Genomic DNA, 20,309 nt, shown 5'->3' on the forward strand with positions numbered 1-20,309 from the left:
GATGTAAAGGTAAGCGGTGTTTTTTGAACATGCAAGAACGCACTTGAAGATTAGTAAATTACCTCGATGTAACTAATATTGAAAAACAGCTGATTGTAAAAAGTTAAAAAAATGAAAAATTTTCATCATACCGAGAATTGTCCGATCCGTGATATACTGAGCCGGTTGAGTAGTAAATGGGCGATGTTAATATTGATTACGCTGGATGCAAATGAAGTAATGCGCTTCAATGATTTACAGAAAAGTATCGGCGATATATCCCAACGTATGCTCTCGGTGACTTTGCGTACTTTGGAGGCCGACGGTTTAATCGGGCGTAAAGCCTATCCTGAAATTCCTCCCCGGGTGGAGTATAGCCTGACTCCCCGGGGGCTTAGTTTGATTCCTTATCTGGAAGGCCTGGTCGGTTGGGCGTTGGCTAATATGCCGCAGATTATGAATGAACGTGAGGAAAAAGTTGTATAACCGATTGTCTGGAGAAGATTGGCTTTTTAAATAGGGTGTCTTTTCCGGTAATCGACAGGGGATTGTCCGTATCGTTTTTTGAAAAATTTACCGAAAGCGGATTGATCGGAAAAGTGTAATAGTTCGGCTATTTCTTTGATCGATAAATCGGGATGATCGAGTAGAGCCCGGGCTTCACAATAAAGTCTTTCAAAAATAAACTGACTAGGCGTACGCCCGGTCAGGCTTTTAATGACCGAAGAAAGATATTGTGTGGTGATATTCAGTTGATCGGCATAGAACGGTACTAAATGTTCCCGGCGATAATTTTGCATCAGAGAGTCGAAAAAATGTTTCAGGATATATTCGTATCTGATTTGATAGGGTTCATCGAGCAAGTTCCAATGATTTTCGATCCAAATGTTGCTGAGTTCCAGAAGAAAGGTTACCAGGGCATTTTGTATGATTTCGTGTTTTAGGTGGTGATGGGTCAGTTTTAATTTTTCCTGAATGGTATGTATACTTTCGGATACAATCCGATGTTGTTGCTGATTCAAAAGATTGACCTGCCGTTGTTGTAGCATGACTTTCGTGATGTGCCGGTACATTTTGTCGGAGGCGGGTAAAGTGTCTAAATAAGATTTATCGACTAACAATAAACTGCCTTGAAAATCAGAACCGATCTCTGTAAATTGACAATAGTATTCCGGGGCAAGAACCACCAGGCAGGAAGGTTTTAAAAAGTATTCCAAACCGGTAATCGTGATTTGTGCCGTCCCTTTTTGAATTAAAAGATAACGGAATATTCCGTCGAATAAGGGAGTATTTTCGAACGTATTTTTTTCAGTCAAAAAAAAAGAAGCTATTCCTCTCTCCTGAAGAAACGATTTGTCCCAAAGAGAGGAAAGACAGTCCTGGGGTGAATGAATCCTGTTTAGCATGTTGTAAAGATAAAGTTATTTTCAAATAAAACCAATTGCATAGGAAATGAAACTTTTGGGAATGAGGAAATCGATAGAACTTTGTAGCGTGATTTTAAATAGGAAGATATGCAAAATTCAAAGACATTTTTATTGGTTTTATTAGGTATTCTGGCTGCTTTCGGCCCTTTTGTGACAGATATGTATTTACCTGGCTTACCTTCTATGACCGTTTATTTCGATACAACGGCTTCTATGGTGCAATTGGGGATTACGACAGCTATGCTGGGATTGGGATTCGGACAGATAATCGTCGGCCCTTTGAGCGATAAATACGGACGAAAATTGCCACTTCTGCTTTCCTTATGGCTTTTTATTTTTTCGACCATCGTTTGTATTTGCTCTTGGAGTATCGGAGCTTTTATCTTTTTTCGTTTTCTCCAGGGAATTGCAGGGGCCGGTGGTATTGTGATTTCCCGTTCGGTGGCTACCGATTGTTATGGTGGTAAAGAATTGGCGAAGGCTTTTGCTATGATTTCGGCGGTAAACGGATTGGCGCCTATATTGGCTCCGGTGGGGGGAGGAGTTATGTTGAAATTTACCAACTGGTTGGGTATTTTTGTTTTTCTACTGTTTTTAGGAGTTCTGTTGCTTTTACTTTGCTTGCGCCTGAAAGAGCCTTTACCTCCTGAACGTCGGATCGATGTACCGGCTTTTTCTTCTTTCCGGACTTTTCTGCCTCTTTTCAAAAAACGTCGGTTTATGGGCTATGTGTTCATACAAGCTTTCGTTTTTGGAATGATTTTCGCTTACATTTCTTCTTCTCCCTTTGTTTTACAGGAACATTATCGGTTATCCCCTCTGTTATATAGCTTGTGTTTTGCTGTAAATGCAATTGCACTGATTATCGGAACAACGCTTGCCGGCCGTTTTCGGCATATTAGGCAGGGGATGGTTACCGGGGTGATCGGTTCGTTTGTGTTGGCTGTATTTACCGGACTGACTTTGTGGTATGAAATGCCGATCGCTTACTTTGAAACGGCTCTTTTTTTGAATCTGATTTTCGGGGGCCTTGTTTTGCCGACTTCTACAGCTTTGGCGTTGGACTCCGAACGGCAGAACGCCGGGGCTGCATCGGCGGTATTCGGGGCCGTCAGCTTCCTGGCGGGAGGAATCGTTTCGCCTTTAGTCGGAATAGGAAATATCCTGCACACTACGGCAATTATTATGGTTGTCAGCTCTGCGATCGCCGTCTTGATGATCGGAGGAAAGAAAAATGCTGCTTCGACCACCTGATTTTTCGGTCGAAAGGCAGAAAAAGGAATAAAATAATGTATTTTTATCCCTGATTTTAATCTGATCGGTATGGAATTAATTATGTTAGGTACAGGCAATGCCATGGTGACCCGTTGTTATAATACCTGTTTTGTACTCTCTTCAGGAGAAGAATATTTTTTAGTGGATGCAGGAGGCGGAAACGGCATTTTCAAGCAGCTGGAGCAAGCCGGAGTTCCTTTTACAGGTATTCGTGAGATGTTTGTAACACATGCCCATACCGACCATATCTTAGGAGCGATCTGGGTTATCCGGAAAATAGCTACTTTGATGTCGAATGATAAATATAGAGGGAATTTTATCGTTTACGGGCATAATGAAGTGATCGATGCACTGAGAACCTTTTGCCGTTTGACACTCCCCGGGAAAATTTTGAAATATATAGATGAACGTATCTTTTGGGGTGAGGTAAAGGACGGTACCCGGAAAGAAATCCTGGGACTGCCAATCTGTTTTTTCGATATTCTTTCTACCAAGATGAAGCAGTTCGGATTCCGGGTTTTGTTACCCGATGGACAGGTGCTGGTTTGTCTGGGAGACGAACCTTATAATGAGGCCTGTAAGAAATATGTCGAACAGGCCGACTGGTTACTGGCCGAAGCTTTTTGTTTGTATCGCGACCGGGAAATTTTTTCACCTTATGAAAAACATCACAGTACTGCTTTGGATGCCGGTCGTTTGGCCGAAGCTTTGGGGGTAAAACATTTAGTCCTGTATCATACGGAAGATAAGACTCTGGCTGAACGTAAGGAAGCATATACCCGTGAAGCCTCTTCGGTGTTTACCGGCAGGGTTTATGTGCCGGATGATTTAGAGCGGATTTCACTGGAATAACTTGAGAAATTTTATCGATTCGAATGTAAACCTATAATACATGATTTATTTAGAAACAGAGCGATTGGTTTTACGGGATTGGAGAGAAGAGGATTCGGTTGTTTTTTCTCGAATGAATCGGGATCCCAAGGTGATGGAATATTTTCTGAAACCACTGACCGACACAGAAAGCCGGGATTTTTATGAACGCATCCGACGGGAAATCGACACATTCGGTTGGGGATTATTTGCTGCAGAAGTAAAAATATCCGGGAAATTTATCGGTTATATCGGCTTACATCATACGAATTTTGAAACAGATTTTTGTCCCTGTATCGAGATCGGTTGGCGCTTATGCGAAAACTCCTGGGGACGGGGATATGCTACCGAAGGTGCCCGGGCTTGTCTGGATTATGCTTTCAGGCAATTACAACTACCGGAGATTTATTCCTTTACTTCTTTACCCAACAGACGCTCCGAAAGGGTAATGCAAAAGATCGGATTGCAAAAAATCGGGGAGTTCGATCATCCGTTGGTCCCTGCCGGACATCCGTTGCTCAGGCATGTACTTTATCGGGCTGAAAAAGGGTAAAACAGCTTCCTCGATAATGATTTCCCAGTCATTGATCCGGATACTGACGGGTACATAATAACTGTCGAAAGTGATTTCTATAGTGAAGTCATGGTCGGAATTAAAATCAATATCGGGATTCTCGGCAAGTAATCCGCTGATCAGTTTTTCATTGTATTGAAGCTCCTTTTCGGGACTGTATATCTTTAGCCGGGTGTCACTATCGGTTTGTAATTGCATGACATTGAAATCGGCGATCCAGGTATTCGGAGAATCCGACGGTTGGGAATATTCCGGGAGGTAGCTTATCGGTTGACCGGATAGAGTTTCTCCTTGATAATCATAATTACCGTTATTATCTTCTATACTGATCCGGAGTTGTAGAGTGGGGGTGGCATAATGGACGATTACGTGGATATTGTTGGTGATCCGCCGGAGATCAACTGTGATTTCCTGGTCCTCGTCGGCGTTTACGTCGATCGTTTCATGTAGGCCATGATAGAGTAATGAAGGGAGAATAGGGACTGTATTATCGGTTGTCCGGTTTAACTGTAATCCGAAATCTTCGAGATGGGTTTGTGAAGGGACATGGGAAGATAACCGGTAACTTTCGGATAAACCGGCCCAGACGACAAACTGGTATCGGCCTTGGGGAAGGGGCATTTCCATCATGTAGTGATCGAGTTGCAAAGCCGAATCTTTTCGTTCACATACGAATATTCCTTGCCGGTCGAAAACAAAAACCGACAAATGGTCGGTTTCGGGAAATCCCGGCGTCAAAGGAGCACCATTAGAATCGGTGTAGCGGAATTTCAATGACAAATATCCCCCGCAGCCGGAACGATTTTCACGTATACAACCTGCGGATAAAAAGATTAACGTGATAAACGACAGGGTTGGGATCACCTTCATTATCCGTAGGTTGTACTGTATTTTTATTTTATAGGTCACAATCTTCATCGATTTCCTGCCATTCGTCTACGGTGATATTTACGTCAACCCAAGTGTTGGGGCTGATAACCTGATTGTGGTCGAAATTATCGTTCGGGTTACCCGGGGCTTGAATAGAATTGAGGGTCATGCGGTAATATTGGTTCCGGTAAATTCCATAGGGACCGTATTGCCCGCTGGCTGCACTGTTTACAAGTACATGAAAATAACACATCCCGTTGGTGAAGGTGTTGTCACTCAAGGAATAACCTCCGGTAAGTGCCGGCATATCCGGAGCATGGGCAATACATAATTCGGCATATTTTTCTGCATCTGTGCCGGTAATGAAATAGTTACTGCTACCATCGTCGGTACGTACAACATAAAACGTCCCGTAACCATTCGGGTTATTGACGAATTCGAAGTCTGTCGCTCCCTGGGGAGCAGTAACTCCGGTTTTGATTCTGCAAATCTGGGTCGGAAGAAATTGCCCCTGTATACTTAAAAAGGTGGTTTGGTCGACCAACGAACTTCCGGGGATATAATTGAATGAATTTTCAAGAGCATAACTAAAAGTAGTGGGAGTGGCCGTTGCTTCATTTACCGGAATCTGATCGGTTCCGCGAACAAAATCATTTACATTATAGCTATCCCAATTGTAATCTTTGATGATCCCTCCATCGATTTTAGGGATAAAATAAAAGCGTCGGTTTATATTTCTCCAGCCATAGGTGATATTTTGCATAGTCCCACCGCCGTTGACGACGAAAGAAGTGCTTTTAACGACAGCAGCTTTGGCCACTACCCGGGAAACAGGGATAGAGATCGGATTCGCTTTGGCCGCTTCGGCCGAAGTGGCTAAGGCATCGCCGGGAGTGACGGCAGGATATGTCGTGTTGAACATGACGAAACCATCGGTCGGATTGGTTAAGTCGGAGATACTTTGTTCGAATTCTTTATAACTGAAAGCTCCCAGGCCTCTGGAGGTAATTTCATTGATAATGGCAGGAGTCAGGTTGATGCCGGCAAAGATATATTTATCGGCTTTTAAGGTCCGGATTGGGGTAGAAGCTGTCCAGCTATTACCTGAATTGATCAGGGTATTGGCGTCGGTACTGAAAGATGCGATTGTCGGGGCGTGAGGAGAAGCGACATCATAAATAAAAACATGGAGGGTTTTTACTGCCGTTTCCTCGGCGGTACCGCTGTTTGTGGCTTTGGTCTGCATATTTGCCGGGGCATTGATTTTGAATGTGGCGAATACCTCTGTCGGATTTTGATCTATGGGCAGGTCGCTTTCGGCCGGCGAAGCATCGTTTTTACTGCAACCCTAATGGGTTGCAGTAGCGAACATTATCATAAACAAACAATTCTTTCTCATTGTATTCTTTTTTAGTTTGTCAATTTATAAGGGTTTTACTGGGATTTTTGTTTTATATTCCTGAAGTTTTGACTTTTCGTCCGTTTCATTAAATTTTATTTGCTATTGAGCGGTGGCCGGTAGAGAAATAAGAAAAGTTTTTTCATAACCAAGAAAGAAAAGTTTCGTTTATCAGTAAAAAAACAGAGTTAGAGGAGGAAATATAATATGAGGCGAACGGGCGTTCTAATATGGATTTTATGGATGGGATTGTTCGGATTTACATCTTGTACAGACCGACTGGAAGAAGTGGAAGAGCAGTATACCGGAGAAAATGAGGTATGGGTGCGTTTGATTGTTTCCAGACCTTATTCCGGTAAAGAGGTCCGAAGTAAGGCCGGGAATGATCGGGAGACAGAAATAGATGAAATTCAGTTGTTGGTTTTCGAAGAGGGGGGATATAAATACCGGGTTCCGGGCATTTCGATCACAAATTCAGGAACGACCACTTCGTTCAGTGCCCGTTTGCTTGCAACAGATAAAACCTTGGACCTTTATATTGTTGCTAATGCTACAGCAGCAGTATTGGCGAATGAACCTCAGGTCGGTGATACCGAAAACGAGGTACGGACAAAATTACAGCTGGGGTTCCCCCTCGGTGGAAATTTCACTACTTTACCGATGTCCGGACATTACCGGCTGGTTTCAGGGCTGGATGCGAATTACCGGCAAGAAATCAGCGGTGTGAGCATGTTAAGAGCTGTTGCCCGGGTAGATGTGTTGGTCGGTGGGATTACGAATTTTGAATTGACAAGCATACAAGCTTATCGGGTGAATAGCCGGATACAACTCATAGCGAATCAGGATCTTCCTGTTGTTACCGCTCCAAGTATTCCGGTGAATAGCCGGATGGAGGTCAATACCCCGGTCTCGGCAGTAAGTGGTAACCAGGCGGTTTCCGGACTTTATTTGTCGGAATCGGTTTCTCCTGCCGAGTCTGAACGGGTGAACGGGGCTACTTGTGTTGTCGTTGGAGGAAAGTATGCAGGTAGTGGGGAAGTGACCTATTACCGGATTGATTTTGATCCGGACGATACTCAGGGAAGTTTCGGTCAGATATTGAGGAATCATCGTTATGTTTTCACGATACGGAGCGTTGCCGGGCCGGGTTGGCCATCGGCTGATGAAGCGGCCAGTAATCGTTCTGCACAAATTAATCTGGATATACAATCCTGGGACGAGTCGACGACAGACATGTATTTCGATACGGATCATCATTTTGGAGTATCTACACGCGAGGTTGTCCTGGGAAGTAAACAGAATGCAGCGTTGACCGTTCAGGTCGATACAGATCTTTCCGATTATACCTTCCAATGGTCGGATGAACAGGGCAATGTGTCGGGGACAGCTGCACAATCGCTTACCGGTTCGTATTTCAAAGTGGAAAAAACGAATAACGGGAGGCATATCGTGGTCACTGCATTGCAAAGTAATAACAGCGACAGTGATGAACGAAAAGCATATTTTGTGATCAATGCCAGCCGTTGGCGTATATTGATGACTATTCGCCAACAAATTGTGGATATTTCGGGCCGGACGATAAATATGGTTTCGTTCAGAAGCTATTTAGGACATTTAGGAGAAAATTTGTTATTACCCAATATTTCGCCTGAAAGCCGGGGAGCAGGCCTGCAGGGGATTCTGAATAATCCGGCTAACTTCGGTACTGGTGGTACTGTCACTTGTGGAGGCTTTAATTTGCTGTTGACGAATGTATCTGCCAGTAGTATAAACGATGCTGCTTTAGCACTTGCCGATGTTATTTATTTCAATTATGTCAGTAATGGTGATTTAAGGATTGATCTTTCACCCGTCGGCAGATGGTTGAAGGCTTCTGCAAAACGGGTATTGATTTTGTCTTTCGATTCCCAGGGAGTCAATACTCCTATCATGCAGGAATTTCTCGGAAGTACTCCGGATTTGATGCAAACTTCACCGAAAAGCGGTTCATATCCGTTGGCCGGAAAGTCGGCTTCTGATTTTTTTACGGATATGGGGCCCTTTACTGTCACGCCTTATACTCCTGTCGATGCAAATTTCAAATTTCAGAATTATGACGTTACTCATGGAGAAATCGGTCCCGGGAGTGCAGAAGGGATTACCCCTCTATTGAACGGACCGGGCGGTGGCATTGTCTTGGGCGTCGATATGTCTCGCCGGATTATCTATATCGGAGATATCGATATCTTTTCTGCAAATAATAGTAATAGCGGAATTAACAATTCGAAAGGAACCATCAATAGCAATGCGTCGAAACTGATAGCTAATCTGTTTGCCTGGGTCGTCGGGGTCGTTCAGTAAAAAACTTATCGGAACGATAACTTCGGTTTCTAAAGTTCATAAGGCTTATGGAGTTTATAGACCCTATGGCCGTAAAAGAAAAAAACAAAGGGGATATGATGTACTCCGAATCCCGTTTTCTAGGCCATTATCTGTTTGAAAAACCGGATTTCCAGTTGAAAAAAATTACAGGATTCTATATCGATATTTTGGATTATACCGATACGGAACCTTACCCCCCTGTTACTGATCGGTGATATAAAAGAATAGTAGGGGAGAGATTCTGGAATTATTTTCCTATTCTACATATGAAAATCCGGTGACCGCATGAATCGGTCTTAGAAATCGGTTGCTGAAGGTTTGTTGATTTCTTTTCTGTTTATTTACTTTTTTATGTAAAGTATTTAAGAAATACGGTAATTACTTTCGTAGCGTATATGGCGGAAGGATTTAATTCGTAGTTTTATGGTCAGGAAGTTAATCATCTGGATCACTATCGTGCTTCGGAAAATAGGATTTTTTATCTGGTTGTATTTTTATCGGATGAAATAGAAAATTTAGTCTCTTGCTTCGAAAATGTGGCAGTAGATACACTTTCATTTTCCGTTTTTCCAAACTTATGGTAGGTTTATTTTTTCTTTCTATTCCGATTCCGGTTTTTGTGCCGTCCGACCGGTTCGCCTGGACCGGTCCGTTAAGGCTTTCCTTCACTGACCGGCGGAACTCCTCACTCCGTTCGTCAAACACCACCGGTCGGGCGTTCGGAAAACCTAACCGGACCCTCGTTCCTGCTCCAATGGTCTTCCGGCATAAAACCTTGCATCTTCCGTCAGCACTACAGGGCGAAGAAGGAAAGTTTCATTGAATGAAAGGGTAGACTACTCTGACCACAGTACGGATACCTGGGTTACCTGATCAGATTATTCCTATAAAATACCGATTACTGAATTTATCCCGAAGGTAAGGGTTCAGAAAAACAGCTGTTTGATAGAAGTTTATACCTTTCAGGTCACAGTTCGTTTTCCATGCCGTGATAACGTGAGTCGGAGGTGTTCGTGTTCGGGGACCATTGGAGCTCTGTCGGGTGTCGTCTTGCTTTTTCTGAACGCCCGACCGGTGGTGTCTGACGAACGTAGTGAGGAGTTCCGCCGGTCAGTGATAGAAAGGGCTAGACGACCGACAGAAGCGACCGGGTCCCTAAACACGAACACCGAAGACGAATAAGTAACGACAGAATAATTCTACCTTTTTTAATTTGAAACAAACGTAAATTTTCCCGGAAAGTTACTTTGGGTTTCCGGTTTAACGGGTTGGAATGACGGTAAGAGTTCGCATCAGGCAAAAATACTTTACCGGCCTTCTTTCAGCAGATAAACTTTACGTTTGATTTCCTGAGCCCATTCGATCGGTTTTTTGCTTTTATCCAGACTTTCCCATTCGATCGGCTGTCCGATATAGAGCGTGAACGTGCGGTTACGTTGTTTAAACGTTTCATCCGGCAGGTAAAGCATTTCGATGTTGGCTTTCAGGCCGATTTTTTTCCGGAAATTCGCCAGGTTGTAAAAAAAGTTCGAATTTCTTCCATCGATAAAGATCGGGACAATATCCCGTCGATGCTGGATGGCTTTGGATACGAAACTTTTTTGCCATTCCAGGTCTTGGATGATCCCTTGTTGTTTACGGCTGACCAGACCGGCCGGAAACATGATCATCTGACAGTCGGAAGCATAAGCGTCTTCCAATGCAGAAACGGCGTCTTTCGCTTGGGCACCATGCTTGTTAACCGGTAAGAAAATGTTGTTCAGATTCTTTAGGTTTAATAAAAGATCGTTTACCGGAAATTTCAATTCCGGGTAACGTGTACCTAAAAAAGAGATTAAAATAATACCATCGGGTCCACCCAGAGGATGATTGGACACAAAAATATACCGGCCGTCGGGGGAAGGCAGGTTCGCTTCGCCGATCACCTGATAGGAAACATGGAGATATTCCAATATCGCATCGGAGAAGTCCAGCCCTTTCCGGTCACCGTAACGGGTAATAAAATCATTGATATCGTCTTGATGGATCACTTTTTTCAGATAGGAATAAATAAACCCGGGAATCATTTTGGCTACTCCCGGATTTTTGCTTCTGAAAAGTTGTTCGATATAGATCGGTTTTAAACCCTGATTATCTGCCATGAGTATCTTGTTTTAGTCGTAGAGTCGGATTGGTTTATAAACTTTAAGCGACGAAAGAGCAACTTTAAAAACTTTATAAACGAATTATACCTGCAAAGGTATAAATAAAACGGAATTTTTGAAAATCCTTCGTCACCTGCTCCCTTTTAGGGATGAAACTTTCGGTGAGGCTTTCCGTTAAAAGAGTAGGTAAGAGAAAACTGAATTAAAAACTGATAAGTTAAACTAAAAACGAGAAGTATGAAACGTACATTTTTAATGACGGGATTGGCAGTTTTGACACTGGCGTTTTTCATGACCGGATGTAATTCGATGAAAAAATTACAGAAGGAAGTGATCGAAACAGCCGTTGTGGGCTATGTTAATCCGGAACAATTGGAATCTGTGAATGGAGTGGTAAATTTCAATTATACCATCAATTTTGCTCCTAAACAGTTTGATAAAAAGATGATTCTGAAAATTACACCCAAAATTCAGTACGGTAGCCAGATGATGAATTTGCAACCGATGTTTTTACAGGGAGAAAATGTGAAAAACGCCAGTTATCCGGTGGTGAACTATGATAAAGGAACCAGTTTTACTCAGAAAATGTCCTTTAATTTCAAGCCGGGAATGGAGAATGGAGTACTCTGGGCAGATATCGAAGCTATGCGCGGTAACAAGTCCTTTATGCTGAGCCCGGTAATCCTGAATAAAAATGGAATCAAAGTTTGGAAACAACCGGCATTCACGCTGGACGGAGTAAATTATGTTCCGGCTATGACCGAGACTTTTGTGAGTGATGTTCCGGCAGAGGCTGTCGGTGTGGTAAGTGGTTATGTGATGTTTCCACTGGGAAAATCTACGATTAGCCAGGCTGAACAAAATTCGCCGGTAATGACTCAGGCGGTGAAAGCCATGGAAAAAGTTTTGGCAGATAAGAATGCCAAAATTACGAATATGTTTATTTATGTATCCAATTCTCCCGAAGGTGCCGAACGTTTGAATAAGAACCTGGCCAATACCCGTTTCCGGTCTGCCAAGAGTTTCTTTGAAAAAGACCTGAAATTGCAGAATACACCGATGGCCCGTAATCCGAAATTTGTAGTTCAGCAAACGGTTACTGAAAACTGGAACGGTTTGTATATGCTTCTTGGAGATTCAAATATTAAGAACAAAGATCAGATTATCAAAGACTTGAAAAGTGCTCCGAATGCCACTGCCCGGAATAAAGTGATCGATTCTTATATCGCTAAAATTCCTGAATTGAAAGAGGTGATCCTTCCGGTCCTTCGCCGTGCCGATTTCTTCGTATTCTACACGGTTCCCACTACTGTACAGGAAGATGTGCAACTGACTTATTTTGTACCTCAGTTGACTGAAAAGACTCCGGCAGTGACCGCTCAGACCAATTGGCAGTTATTGAACGATCTGGCTGTGATGGCTATCAATAATAAAGAATATTCGAAAGCACAGAAAATACTGGAAGCAGCTGTTGCTTTGAAGCAGGATGCTACCGTAAACAATAACCTGGGGGTAATCCATGCACAAATGGGGCATAAACGGGAAGCTGCCCAATATTTCGACAAAGCCAAGATCCGGAAAGAAGCCCGTTATAATATGGGATTGATCCTGATGCAAAACGGAGAATATGCAAAAGCGATTCCCTATCTGAAAGATAAACCCAACATCAACCTGGCTTATGCTCAATTGATGAATAACGACAACCGCGCAGCTTTGGAGACTTTCCGTAAGATTAAAATGCAGAATGCGATGGATTATTATATGCAGGCTGTAGCTGCTGCCAGGATAAAAGATACCAAAGAAATGGCAGTCTCTTTGCAAAAGGCGATCCAGATGCAACCGGACCTGAAAAATTGGGCTGCTACCGATATTTCTTTCTATCCTTACAAAGGAGATCCTGTTTATATGCAGATTGTGAAATAAAATTGTATTTATGTTGTTCTGATAGAGGGGTGTTCGGGAAGCCGGCACCCCTTTTGAGTGGAAAAGAAAAAGAACGACAAGGGAGACCATTTGGAAATTTGAAAAAAATGTCGTAATTTTATAAACTTGATAAAATAGCATTTACTGATTACTGCGGGGTGTCTGTTTCGGATGGGGATTGCTCATCGCGAAGAACGTTCGGACTTTATCGATATTCAGCAGAAAGCTTGTGGCTCTGTTACTTTTCTGGTTAGAGGTACATTATTCTCACTCCCTGGGTGGAGTACTGGTCGATTGTATAATATTTATTTTAAAGGAAGTAGAATGGAACGAACTTATCAGGCTTATGGTCTGACAAATTATCGGAATATTCGTCAAATAACCCGTTTGAATAAGGAAGAATTACAGGCAATTGAGGTGGTTGGAAGGGTGTTACCGTTTAAGACGAATAACTATGTCGTGGAAGAACTGATCGATTGGGAACGGATAGATACAGACCCTATTTTTACCTTGAATTTTCCACGTCGTGAAATGTTATCGAAAAAACATTTTTCAGTCGTTAGTAAATTATTGGCTCAAGAGGTCGGAAAAGAAGAATTTATAGCAGCAGTCAATGCTGTTCGTCTTGAATTGAATCCTAACCCCGCCGGCCAGGATCACAACGTACCTATGCTGGGGGATATCCGTTTGAAAGGTATACAGCATAAATACCGGGAAACCGTATTGTTTTTTCCGGCTCAGGGACAGACCTGTCATGCCTATTGTAGTTTTTGTTTTCGTTGGCCGCAGTTTTCCGGTATGAATGAGCTGAAGTTCGCAATGAAAGAAACGGACCTGTTATTGAAGTATCTGCGGTTGCATCCTCAGGTTACGGACGTATTATTCACCGGAGGGGATCCGATGACCATGAGCGCTTCCTTATTGTCGGCTTATATAGAACCTTTATTACAACCAGGATTAGAGCATATCCGTACGATCAGGATCGGTTCGAAAGCTTTGGCATACTGGCCCTACCGGTTTATTTCCGATGTGGATGCCGCTGAGGTATTGCGTTTATTTGAAAAAGTGACCGCTACCGGTAAAAACTTGTCTTTTCAGGCCCATTTCAATCATCCGGTGGAACTTTCTACGGCAGCTGTATGCGAAGCTATCCGGCGGATCCGGAATACGGGCGCACAGATTCGTACCCAGTCTCCTTTATTGAGACACATCAACGATTCTCCGGAGATCTGGCGGGAGATGTGGCGGAAACAGGTCGACTTGAGTTGTATCCCTTATTATATGTTTGTGGCCCGGGATACCGGGGCTAAGCATTATTTTGAAATTCCTTTAGAGAAATGCTGGGATATTTTCCGTAAGGCTTATAGTCAGGTCAGCGGTATCTGCCGTACGGTGAGAGGACCGAGTATGAGCGACGAGCCGGGCAAAATCCAACTGCTGGGAGTGGCCGAAATCAAGGGTGAGAAAGTGTTTGTCCTGCGTTTTATCCAAGGTCGTAATCCGAAGTGGGTAGATATGCCTTTTTTTGCCGCCTATGATCCGAAAGCGACCTGGTTTAGTGAACTGCGTCCGGCTTTTGGAAAGGATTATTTCTTTTTTGAACATGAATTTCCAACTCGTCCGATGTATGGGGATGGATTTTTATTTGAATAATTTTAAACCTGTTTGTATTTTGAGCGTATAAGATTCAGCTATTCATTAAATATTAATCTTATGGACAAAATGATAAAAGGTACAGAAACAGAAAAGAGTTTGCTGAAAGCCTTTGCCGGAGAATCACAGGCAAAGAACCGTTATACTTTTTTCTCGGAGATTGCAAAGAAAGAAGGGTATGAGCAAATAGCCGGCATATTTTATGAGACCGCTTTACAGGAAGAAATGCATGCCAAACGATTCTTTAGCTACCTTGAAGGAGGAATGCTGGAAATCACAGCCGCTTATCCTGCCGGAGCTTTATTGGATACGTTGGCTAATCTGGCAGAAGCTGCCGACGGCGAACACGACGAGGCTTTCAATTTGTATCCGGCATTCGGGAAAATTGCCGAAGAGGAAGGCTTCAAAAAAGTGGCCGCAACTTTTAAATATGTGACCGAAGTGGAGAAGATGCATGAGCAACGTTACCTGAAATTATTACAAAATATACGGGATAATCTGGTCTTTTCCCGCCCGGAAGAAGTCCGCTGGTATTGCCGTAAATGCGGTTATGTACATGTCGGCAAAACTCCTCCCGAAATTTGTCCTTCCTGCCTGCATCCGAAAGGATATTTTGAACTGTTCCCCGATAACTATTAAAAAACGATTCGGTTGTATAAATCCGGCCTGTGTGAGGAATTTTTTCTTTACGCAGGTTTTTTGTTTCGAAGCGGGAGGTGAGGTCTTTAAAAATTTTCCGGTATCTTTGTAAAAATTTGAGCGGATGATAGCGGGAAATGGAACTAAAATGAAAGATAGGTGGAATATCGTTGGTTGTGTGTTATTTTGCTTTGTTGTTTTCGGTGTACAAGCACAACAGCAACATCCGGTAAATAAAAAGGCCTGGGGACTTTTCCAGCAGGCACGGGAGTCTTTTCGCGAAGGAGATAAGGAGAAAGCTTTGGGATTACTTTTGAAAGCAGAGACTTTCGATCAGGGTTTTTCACCCTTGTATCTGTTGAAAGCAGATATATACAACAAAAAAGGAGATAAGATTCAGGAAATCCGTGCTATCGAAACGGCTTTGGCTTTGGATTCTCTGAAAAGTCATCCTTATTATTATTTTATTTTGGCCGAATATTATTTCGATGAAGCCGATTACGGAAAAGCTTTGGCACATTACGGGCGGTATCTGAGTTGGGATAAACGCTTGCAGGTAAAGGCAGTGGCGGAGCGACAAATGGAAAATTGCCGGTTTGCCCTGGAGGCTTTGCGGACCCAAACCAAACAACCTCCCGAAGTGTTTTATGAGGCCGGATGCCCGGTGTATTGGCCGGCATTGGATGTGACCGGACAAACCTTCTTGTTTACCGAACAGGCCGGCGAACAAGAAACGATGTGGATGTTGCAAGGCGACAGACGCTATGCGTTGAATTTTTCCGATAGAGAAAATTATGGGGCTCCTTCACTGACAGCCGATGGGCGAATGATGTATTTTTCCAGGGAAAACGGCCGGAATAGTTTTGATATTTATGTGGCTTACCGCTTGTCGGATACGTCCTGGTCGGAGCCGGTCAATCTGGGCGCCCCCGTCAATACCGATGGCTGGGAGGCTCAACCGGCGGTATCGGCCGACGGTACACGTTTGTATTTTGCTTCTACCCGTGAGGGAGGGAGAGGGGGAAGCGATATTTGGTTTTCGTATTTGCTAAGGCGGGAGGCGGATGGACGACAGTTGTGGTCACAGCCGCGTTGCCTTTATTTTAATACCGGAGGAGATGAAATGGCCCCTTTCCTGTATTTCGATAATAAAACGTTGTTTTTTGCTTCCGACGGATATGCGGGGATGGGACGGAAAGATATCTATAAAGTGGACGTGGAACAGGTGACCCGACCGCTGAATATCGGTATTACAGTGAATACCCAAAGGGATGAATTCGGGTTTATGGTGGATGCTAGCGGTCAATGGGGATATTTTTCGTCGGATATCAGCGGGAAACGTTGTATTTACCGATATCGGCTAGGAGAAGAGGTGGCTTGTCCGCCTGCCTCTTATTTGAGGCTGTTGACTGTAAATGAAGCCGGTGAGCCGGTAATACCCGATGGGTTGACATTAACAGAAGTGGGGACCGGTGATACCCTGGCTTGTTATGACCGGGTCGATGCCCGGACGGATATGCTGGCTTGTATTCCTGTGAATAAATTATTATGGGTGAGCGCTGTTAAACAGGGCTATTTGTATTATTCGGATACCCTGCAAGTGAAAGAAAATACGAGAGAAAATCCCCGAATCTATACGCTCTGTTTAAGACCGATCCAAAAAGAACAGACATTGGTTCTCAAGGGAATTTTTTTTGATGTCGACGACTATCGGTTACGGCCCGAATCTTATCCGGAATTACGGCAATTGGTCGTGTTTCTTAAACAGAATCCTGAGGTAAAGATCGAAATATCCGGCCATACCGATAATACGGGGAGTGATCAACATAATTATCGGCTGTCGGAAAATCGGGCTTTCGAGGTGTATAAATATTTGTTCTTGAATCATATTCAGAAGGAACGGATGGAATATAAAGGATATGGCAAGGATCGCCCCTTGAGGACTAATGATACGGAAGAGGGGAGAAAGGAGAATAGGAGGACGGAGATTAGGGTAAGGTGAAAAGAGAATAAAATATACGATAGGGTATGAAAAGATATGAAGTGAGTGGGTTCGGGGTAATGGAATATGAGGAGGTTGCTTCGACCAATAGTCTGGCGGAAAAATTGCCACTGAGTGAATTGAAAGATAAACAGGTGATTTTGACCTGGCGACAGACACAGGGGCGTGGGCAGGCTACGAATCGGTGGGAGAGTGCCCCGGGAAAGAATATTTCAATGACGGTGATTTTCCGTCCGGAGCGTCTGGAGGCAGGAAAACAGTTTGCCGTGTCGATGGTGATCGCTTTGGGGTGTCTCGATTTTTTAAGCCATTATGTCGAGGGGGTGACGGTGAAATGGCCGAACGATGTGTATGTGGGGGAAAGGAAGATTTCAGGTATCCTGATCGAACACCGGGTGGCCGGAGCTCATATTCAAAGTTCGTTGTGTGGCATCGGGGTGAATATTAATCAGGAACAATTTTTATCGGACGCCCCTAATCCGGTGTCTTTATTTCAATTACTCGGTCGGGAACTTCCCTTACAGGAGGTTCTGGAAGAGCTGTTGGAATGTATCGGGAAGAGATATGAACAGATTCATCGGTATGCCGAACTGGAAAATGACTTTTTACGGCATATGTACCGGTCTACCGGAATATATGATTTTGAAGATGAACGTGGAATCTTCCGGGCTTCGGTCGGAGGAATCGATGAATATGGCCAGCTGATCCTGAAAGATACGGATGGGCGGGAAAGGGTATATGCATTCAAAGAAGTGAGATATGTCTGCTGATTTCTCCTATACGTTGCGGTCTTGTGTTTTCAGTTGTTATACCGGATTTATTCCGGAAGGGCTGGGTATGGGCTGATCAATACCTCTCTGACTTTAATCTCACTTTCTTTTCGGATTCTTTCGACCGGGGAAGTCATTTGTTTTCAGGATTGATCCAGTTTATCTATACCTGTCGTTTCTACTTTACCCGTAAGCCTTTCCGAATAAGTATGCGGAAAGATCGGAAGCAGGTTACTTTCTGAAAAATGCTTGGAAAAACCGGAAAAAACCGAAAAACCGGGTAGGGAAATCAGTAAAATTTGATTATTTTTGCATGACAGTCCAAAAAACGGTTTATGTATTGAATACAGCAGGTGCTTTTTTACGGTCGCCGATGTGCCCATTGGGATTGAAAGTCCCGTGAACAAAGCGCCCCTGGCAGTCTTAGGCTTTATATACTTTAAGTGCCGAAAGAGCACTTTGGCAACTTTATGAACCGAATTGAAACAATATGTTTTAGTGCTGAAAGGGATGGACTTAATAAACTTTATAGATAAAATTTGATGGTTGAGAATTATTCGGAAGATTCGATCAGGACGCTGGATTGGCAGGAACACATCCGGTTGCGGCCGGGGATGTATATCGGTAAACTAGGAGACGGTTCGGCGCCTGACGATGGGATTTATATTTTGGTGAAAGAGGTGGTGGATAACTCCATCGACGAATTTGCCATGGGAGCCGGTACAGAGATTACGATTAAGGTAGAAGACCGTAAGGTGAGCGTTCGGGACTTCGGTCGGGGTATTCCTTTAGGCAAACTGGTGGATGCTTCATCTAAAATGAATACCGGAGCAAAATATGATTCGGAAGCTTTCAAAAAATCTGTCGGTTTGAATGGCGTCGGTATTAAAGCGGTGAATGCTTTGTCGGAGAGCTTTGAGATTCAGTCGTTCCGGGATGGCGAGACCAAATATGTGCGTTATTGCCGTGCAAAAATTGTAGAGGAAAGGAAGATCGAACCGACTGACCAGCCGAACGGTACACAGGTAACCTTTTTCGCCGATAAGGACATTTTCGGGAATTACCATTACATTGCCGAATATCTCGAAGCGATGGTGAAGAACTATGTATTTCTGAACACCGGTTTAACCATATTCTTCAATGACCATAAATATTACTCCAAGCGGGGATTGTATGATCTGCTGATGGAAAATATGAGCGGAGAAGGCTTGTATCCGATCATCCATCTGAAAGGTGAGGATATCGAAATGGCTATGACGCACGGACGGCAATATGGGGAAGAATATTACTCGTTTGTCAACGGGCAGCATACCACACAGGGAGGAACCCATTTGAGTGCTTTCCGGGAAGCGGTGGCCAAGACGATCCGGGATTTTTATAAAAAAGATTTCGAAATATCGGATATCCGTACTTCTATTATCGGGGCGATCAGTATAAAAGTACAGGAACCGGTGTTCGAGTCGCAGACGAAGACGAAACTGGGTTCGAAAGATATAAGGCCCGACGGTCCTACCGTACGTAACTTTATCATGGATTTCGTGACCAGGGAATTGGATAATTATTTACACCGGAATCCGGATACAGCCGAATTGTTGTTACGGAAAATCGTCGAGACGGAGAAAGAACGTAAAGCCATGTCCGGTGTGCAGAAGATTGCACGCGAGAGAGCGAAGCAGGTGAGCCTGCACAACCGGAAGTTGCGGGATTGCCGGGTGCACTTCAATTCCAATCACGAACGGAAAAACGAATCTTCGATTTTTATTACAGAGGGAGATTCGGCCAGCGGATCTATTACGAAATCCCGGGATGTGAATACTCAGGCTGTGTTCAGCTTACGCGGTAAACCGCTCAATTCCTACGGGCTGACCAAAGAAATAGTCTACAAAAATGAAGAATTCAATTTATTGCAGGCTGCTTTGAATATTGAAGACGGGTTGGAAGAACTGCGGTACAACAATGTCATTGTGGCCACGGATGCCGATGTCGACGGTATGCATATCCGCTTGTTGTTGCTGACCTTCTTTCTGCAATTTTTCCCCGATCTGGTGAGGGCCGGGCATGTATACATTTTGCAAACTCCTCTGTTCCGGGTCAGGAATAAAAAAGAAACCCGCTATTGTTACTCCGATGCCGAGCGTGAAAATGCCATCCAAAAGTTAGGTCCGAAACCTGAGATTACAAGGTTTAAAGGACTGGGAGAAATTTCTCCGAATGAGTTCGTACATTTTATCGGAAAAGATATTCGTTTGGAACCGGTACGTCTTTCAAAAGGAGATTCGATCGATGAGGTGTTGAGTTATTATATGGGAAAAAATACACCGGAACGTCAGGATTTTATTATCGACAATCTGTATATTGAAAAGGATGAATTAAGGTAATTTTGAAATAGTGTTATGGGCGAGGATATAATTGACATGGATTTG

The 20,309-nt window shown here is 43.6% G+C and carries 14 protein-coding genes and 2 pseudogenes; 12 read left to right on the forward strand and 4 right to left on the reverse strand.

Annotated elements, in window-relative coordinates; all coding sequences use genetic code 11:
* Positions 1-111 precede the first annotated feature (111 nt).
* The gene (locus tag WS42_RS02010; protein ID WP_022161286.1) at positions 112-465 is read left to right on the forward strand and encodes a winged helix-turn-helix transcriptional regulator; all 354 of its coding nucleotides are present in this window, start codon (positions 112-114) and stop codon (positions 463-465) included.
* Between the two features lie 26 nt (positions 466-491).
* Here WS42_RS02010 and WS42_RS02015 read toward each other — a convergent pair whose 3' ends face one another.
* Complete coding sequence (locus tag WS42_RS02015) at positions 492-1,385, reverse strand: AraC family transcriptional regulator (protein WP_046450697.1); 894 nt, start codon at positions 1,383-1,385, stop codon at positions 492-494.
* Positions 1,386-1,493: 108 nt separating this feature from the next.
* On the opposite strand from WS42_RS02015, the gene WS42_RS02020 reads away from it, so the two are divergent.
* The 3 genes from WS42_RS02020 to WS42_RS02030 all read left to right on the forward strand — a co-directional run bounded on the left by WS42_RS02020 (position 1,494) and on the right by WS42_RS02030 (position 4,104).
* The gene (locus tag WS42_RS02020) at positions 1,494-2,660 is read left to right on the forward strand and encodes a multidrug effflux MFS transporter (RefSeq protein WP_046450698.1); all 1,167 of its coding nucleotides are present in this window, start codon (positions 1,494-1,496) and stop codon (positions 2,658-2,660) included.
* A gap of 69 nt (positions 2,661-2,729) precedes the next feature.
* Positions 2,730-3,533: an MBL fold metallo-hydrolase gene (locus tag WS42_RS02025; RefSeq protein ID WP_046450699.1), complete on the forward strand. Its 804-nt coding sequence runs from the start codon at positions 2,730-2,732 to the stop codon at positions 3,531-3,533.
* Positions 3,534-3,573: 40 nt separating this feature from the next.
* Entirely contained in the window at positions 3,574-4,104 is a 531-nt protein-coding gene (locus WS42_RS02030; protein ID WP_013611362.1) for a GNAT family N-acetyltransferase, read from the forward strand.
* A 21-nt stretch (positions 4,105-4,125) separates the two neighbouring features.
* Here the strand turns inward: WS42_RS02030 and WS42_RS02035 are convergent.
* Together WS42_RS02035 and WS42_RS02040 are read right to left on the reverse strand one after the other, a co-directional pair.
* Positions 4,126-5,043, reverse strand: a pseudogene (locus WS42_RS02035) (FimB/Mfa2 family fimbrial subunit); the annotation flags it as partial.
* Positions 5,024-6,331: pseudogene (locus WS42_RS02040) on the reverse strand (Mfa1 family fimbria major subunit); the annotation flags it as partial. The pseudogenes WS42_RS02040 and WS42_RS02035, both read right to left, overlap by 20 nt.
* A 306-nt stretch (positions 6,332-6,637) precedes the next feature.
* Between WS42_RS02040 and WS42_RS02045 the strand changes: the two are divergent.
* Complete coding sequence (locus WS42_RS02045) at positions 6,638-8,734, forward strand: hypothetical protein (RefSeq protein ID WP_087381774.1); 2,097 nt, start codon at positions 6,638-6,640, stop codon at positions 8,732-8,734.
* Positions 8,735-8,781: 47 nt separating this feature from the next.
* Positions 8,782-8,970, forward strand: coding sequence for a hypothetical protein (locus tag WS42_RS15240; RefSeq protein ID WP_013611358.1), 189 nt, complete (start codon positions 8,782-8,784; stop codon positions 8,968-8,970).
* A gap of 1,092 nt (positions 8,971-10,062) precedes the next feature.
* Here the strand turns inward: WS42_RS15240 and glsA are convergent.
* Positions 10,063-10,896 carry a lyso-glycine lipid O-acyltransferase GlsA gene (glsA, locus tag WS42_RS02055; RefSeq protein WP_013611357.1) on the reverse strand — a complete coding sequence of 278 codons (834 nt, stop codon included), beginning with the start codon at positions 10,894-10,896 and terminating at the stop codon, positions 10,063-10,065.
* 240 nt (positions 10,897-11,136) lie between these two features.
* On the opposite strand from glsA, the gene WS42_RS02060 reads away from it, so the two are divergent.
* The 6 genes from WS42_RS02060 (at position 11,137) to WS42_RS02090 (ending at position 20,264) form a co-directional block, all read left to right on the forward strand.
* Positions 11,137-12,822, forward strand: a complete 1,686-nt coding sequence (locus WS42_RS02060; protein ID WP_046403853.1) for a tetratricopeptide repeat protein — start codon at positions 11,137-11,139, stop codon at positions 12,820-12,822.
* A 324-nt stretch (positions 12,823-13,146) separates the two neighbouring features.
* Positions 13,147-14,475 (forward strand): KamA family radical SAM protein, encoded by a 1,329-nt coding sequence (locus tag WS42_RS02065; RefSeq protein ID WP_013611355.1) that lies wholly within the window; start codon positions 13,147-13,149, stop codon positions 14,473-14,475.
* A 60-nt stretch (positions 14,476-14,535) separates the two neighbouring features.
* Positions 14,536-15,114, forward strand: coding sequence for a rubrerythrin (rbr, locus tag WS42_RS02070; protein WP_013611354.1), 579 nt, complete (start codon positions 14,536-14,538; stop codon positions 15,112-15,114).
* Positions 15,115-15,262: 148 nt separating this feature from the next.
* Positions 15,263-17,116: an OmpA family protein gene (locus WS42_RS02075; RefSeq protein ID WP_286728129.1), complete on the forward strand. Its 1,854-nt coding sequence runs from the start codon at positions 15,263-15,265 to the stop codon at positions 17,114-17,116.
* Between the two features lie 26 nt (positions 17,117-17,142).
* Complete coding sequence (locus WS42_RS02080; RefSeq protein ID WP_022160713.1) at positions 17,143-17,886, forward strand: biotin--[acetyl-CoA-carboxylase] ligase; 744 nt, start codon at positions 17,143-17,145, stop codon at positions 17,884-17,886.
* 542 nt (positions 17,887-18,428) lie between these two features.
* Positions 18,429-20,264, forward strand: a complete 1,836-nt coding sequence (locus WS42_RS02090; RefSeq protein WP_013611351.1) for a DNA topoisomerase IV subunit B — start codon at positions 18,429-18,431, stop codon at positions 20,262-20,264.
* The last annotated feature ends 45 nt before the right edge of the window (positions 20,265-20,309 follow it).

The sequence above is a fragment of the Odoribacter sp. N54.MGS-14 genome (assembly GCF_000980295.1).
Taxonomy (GTDB): domain Bacteria; phylum Bacteroidota; class Bacteroidia; order Bacteroidales; family Marinifilaceae; genus Odoribacter; species Odoribacter splanchnicus.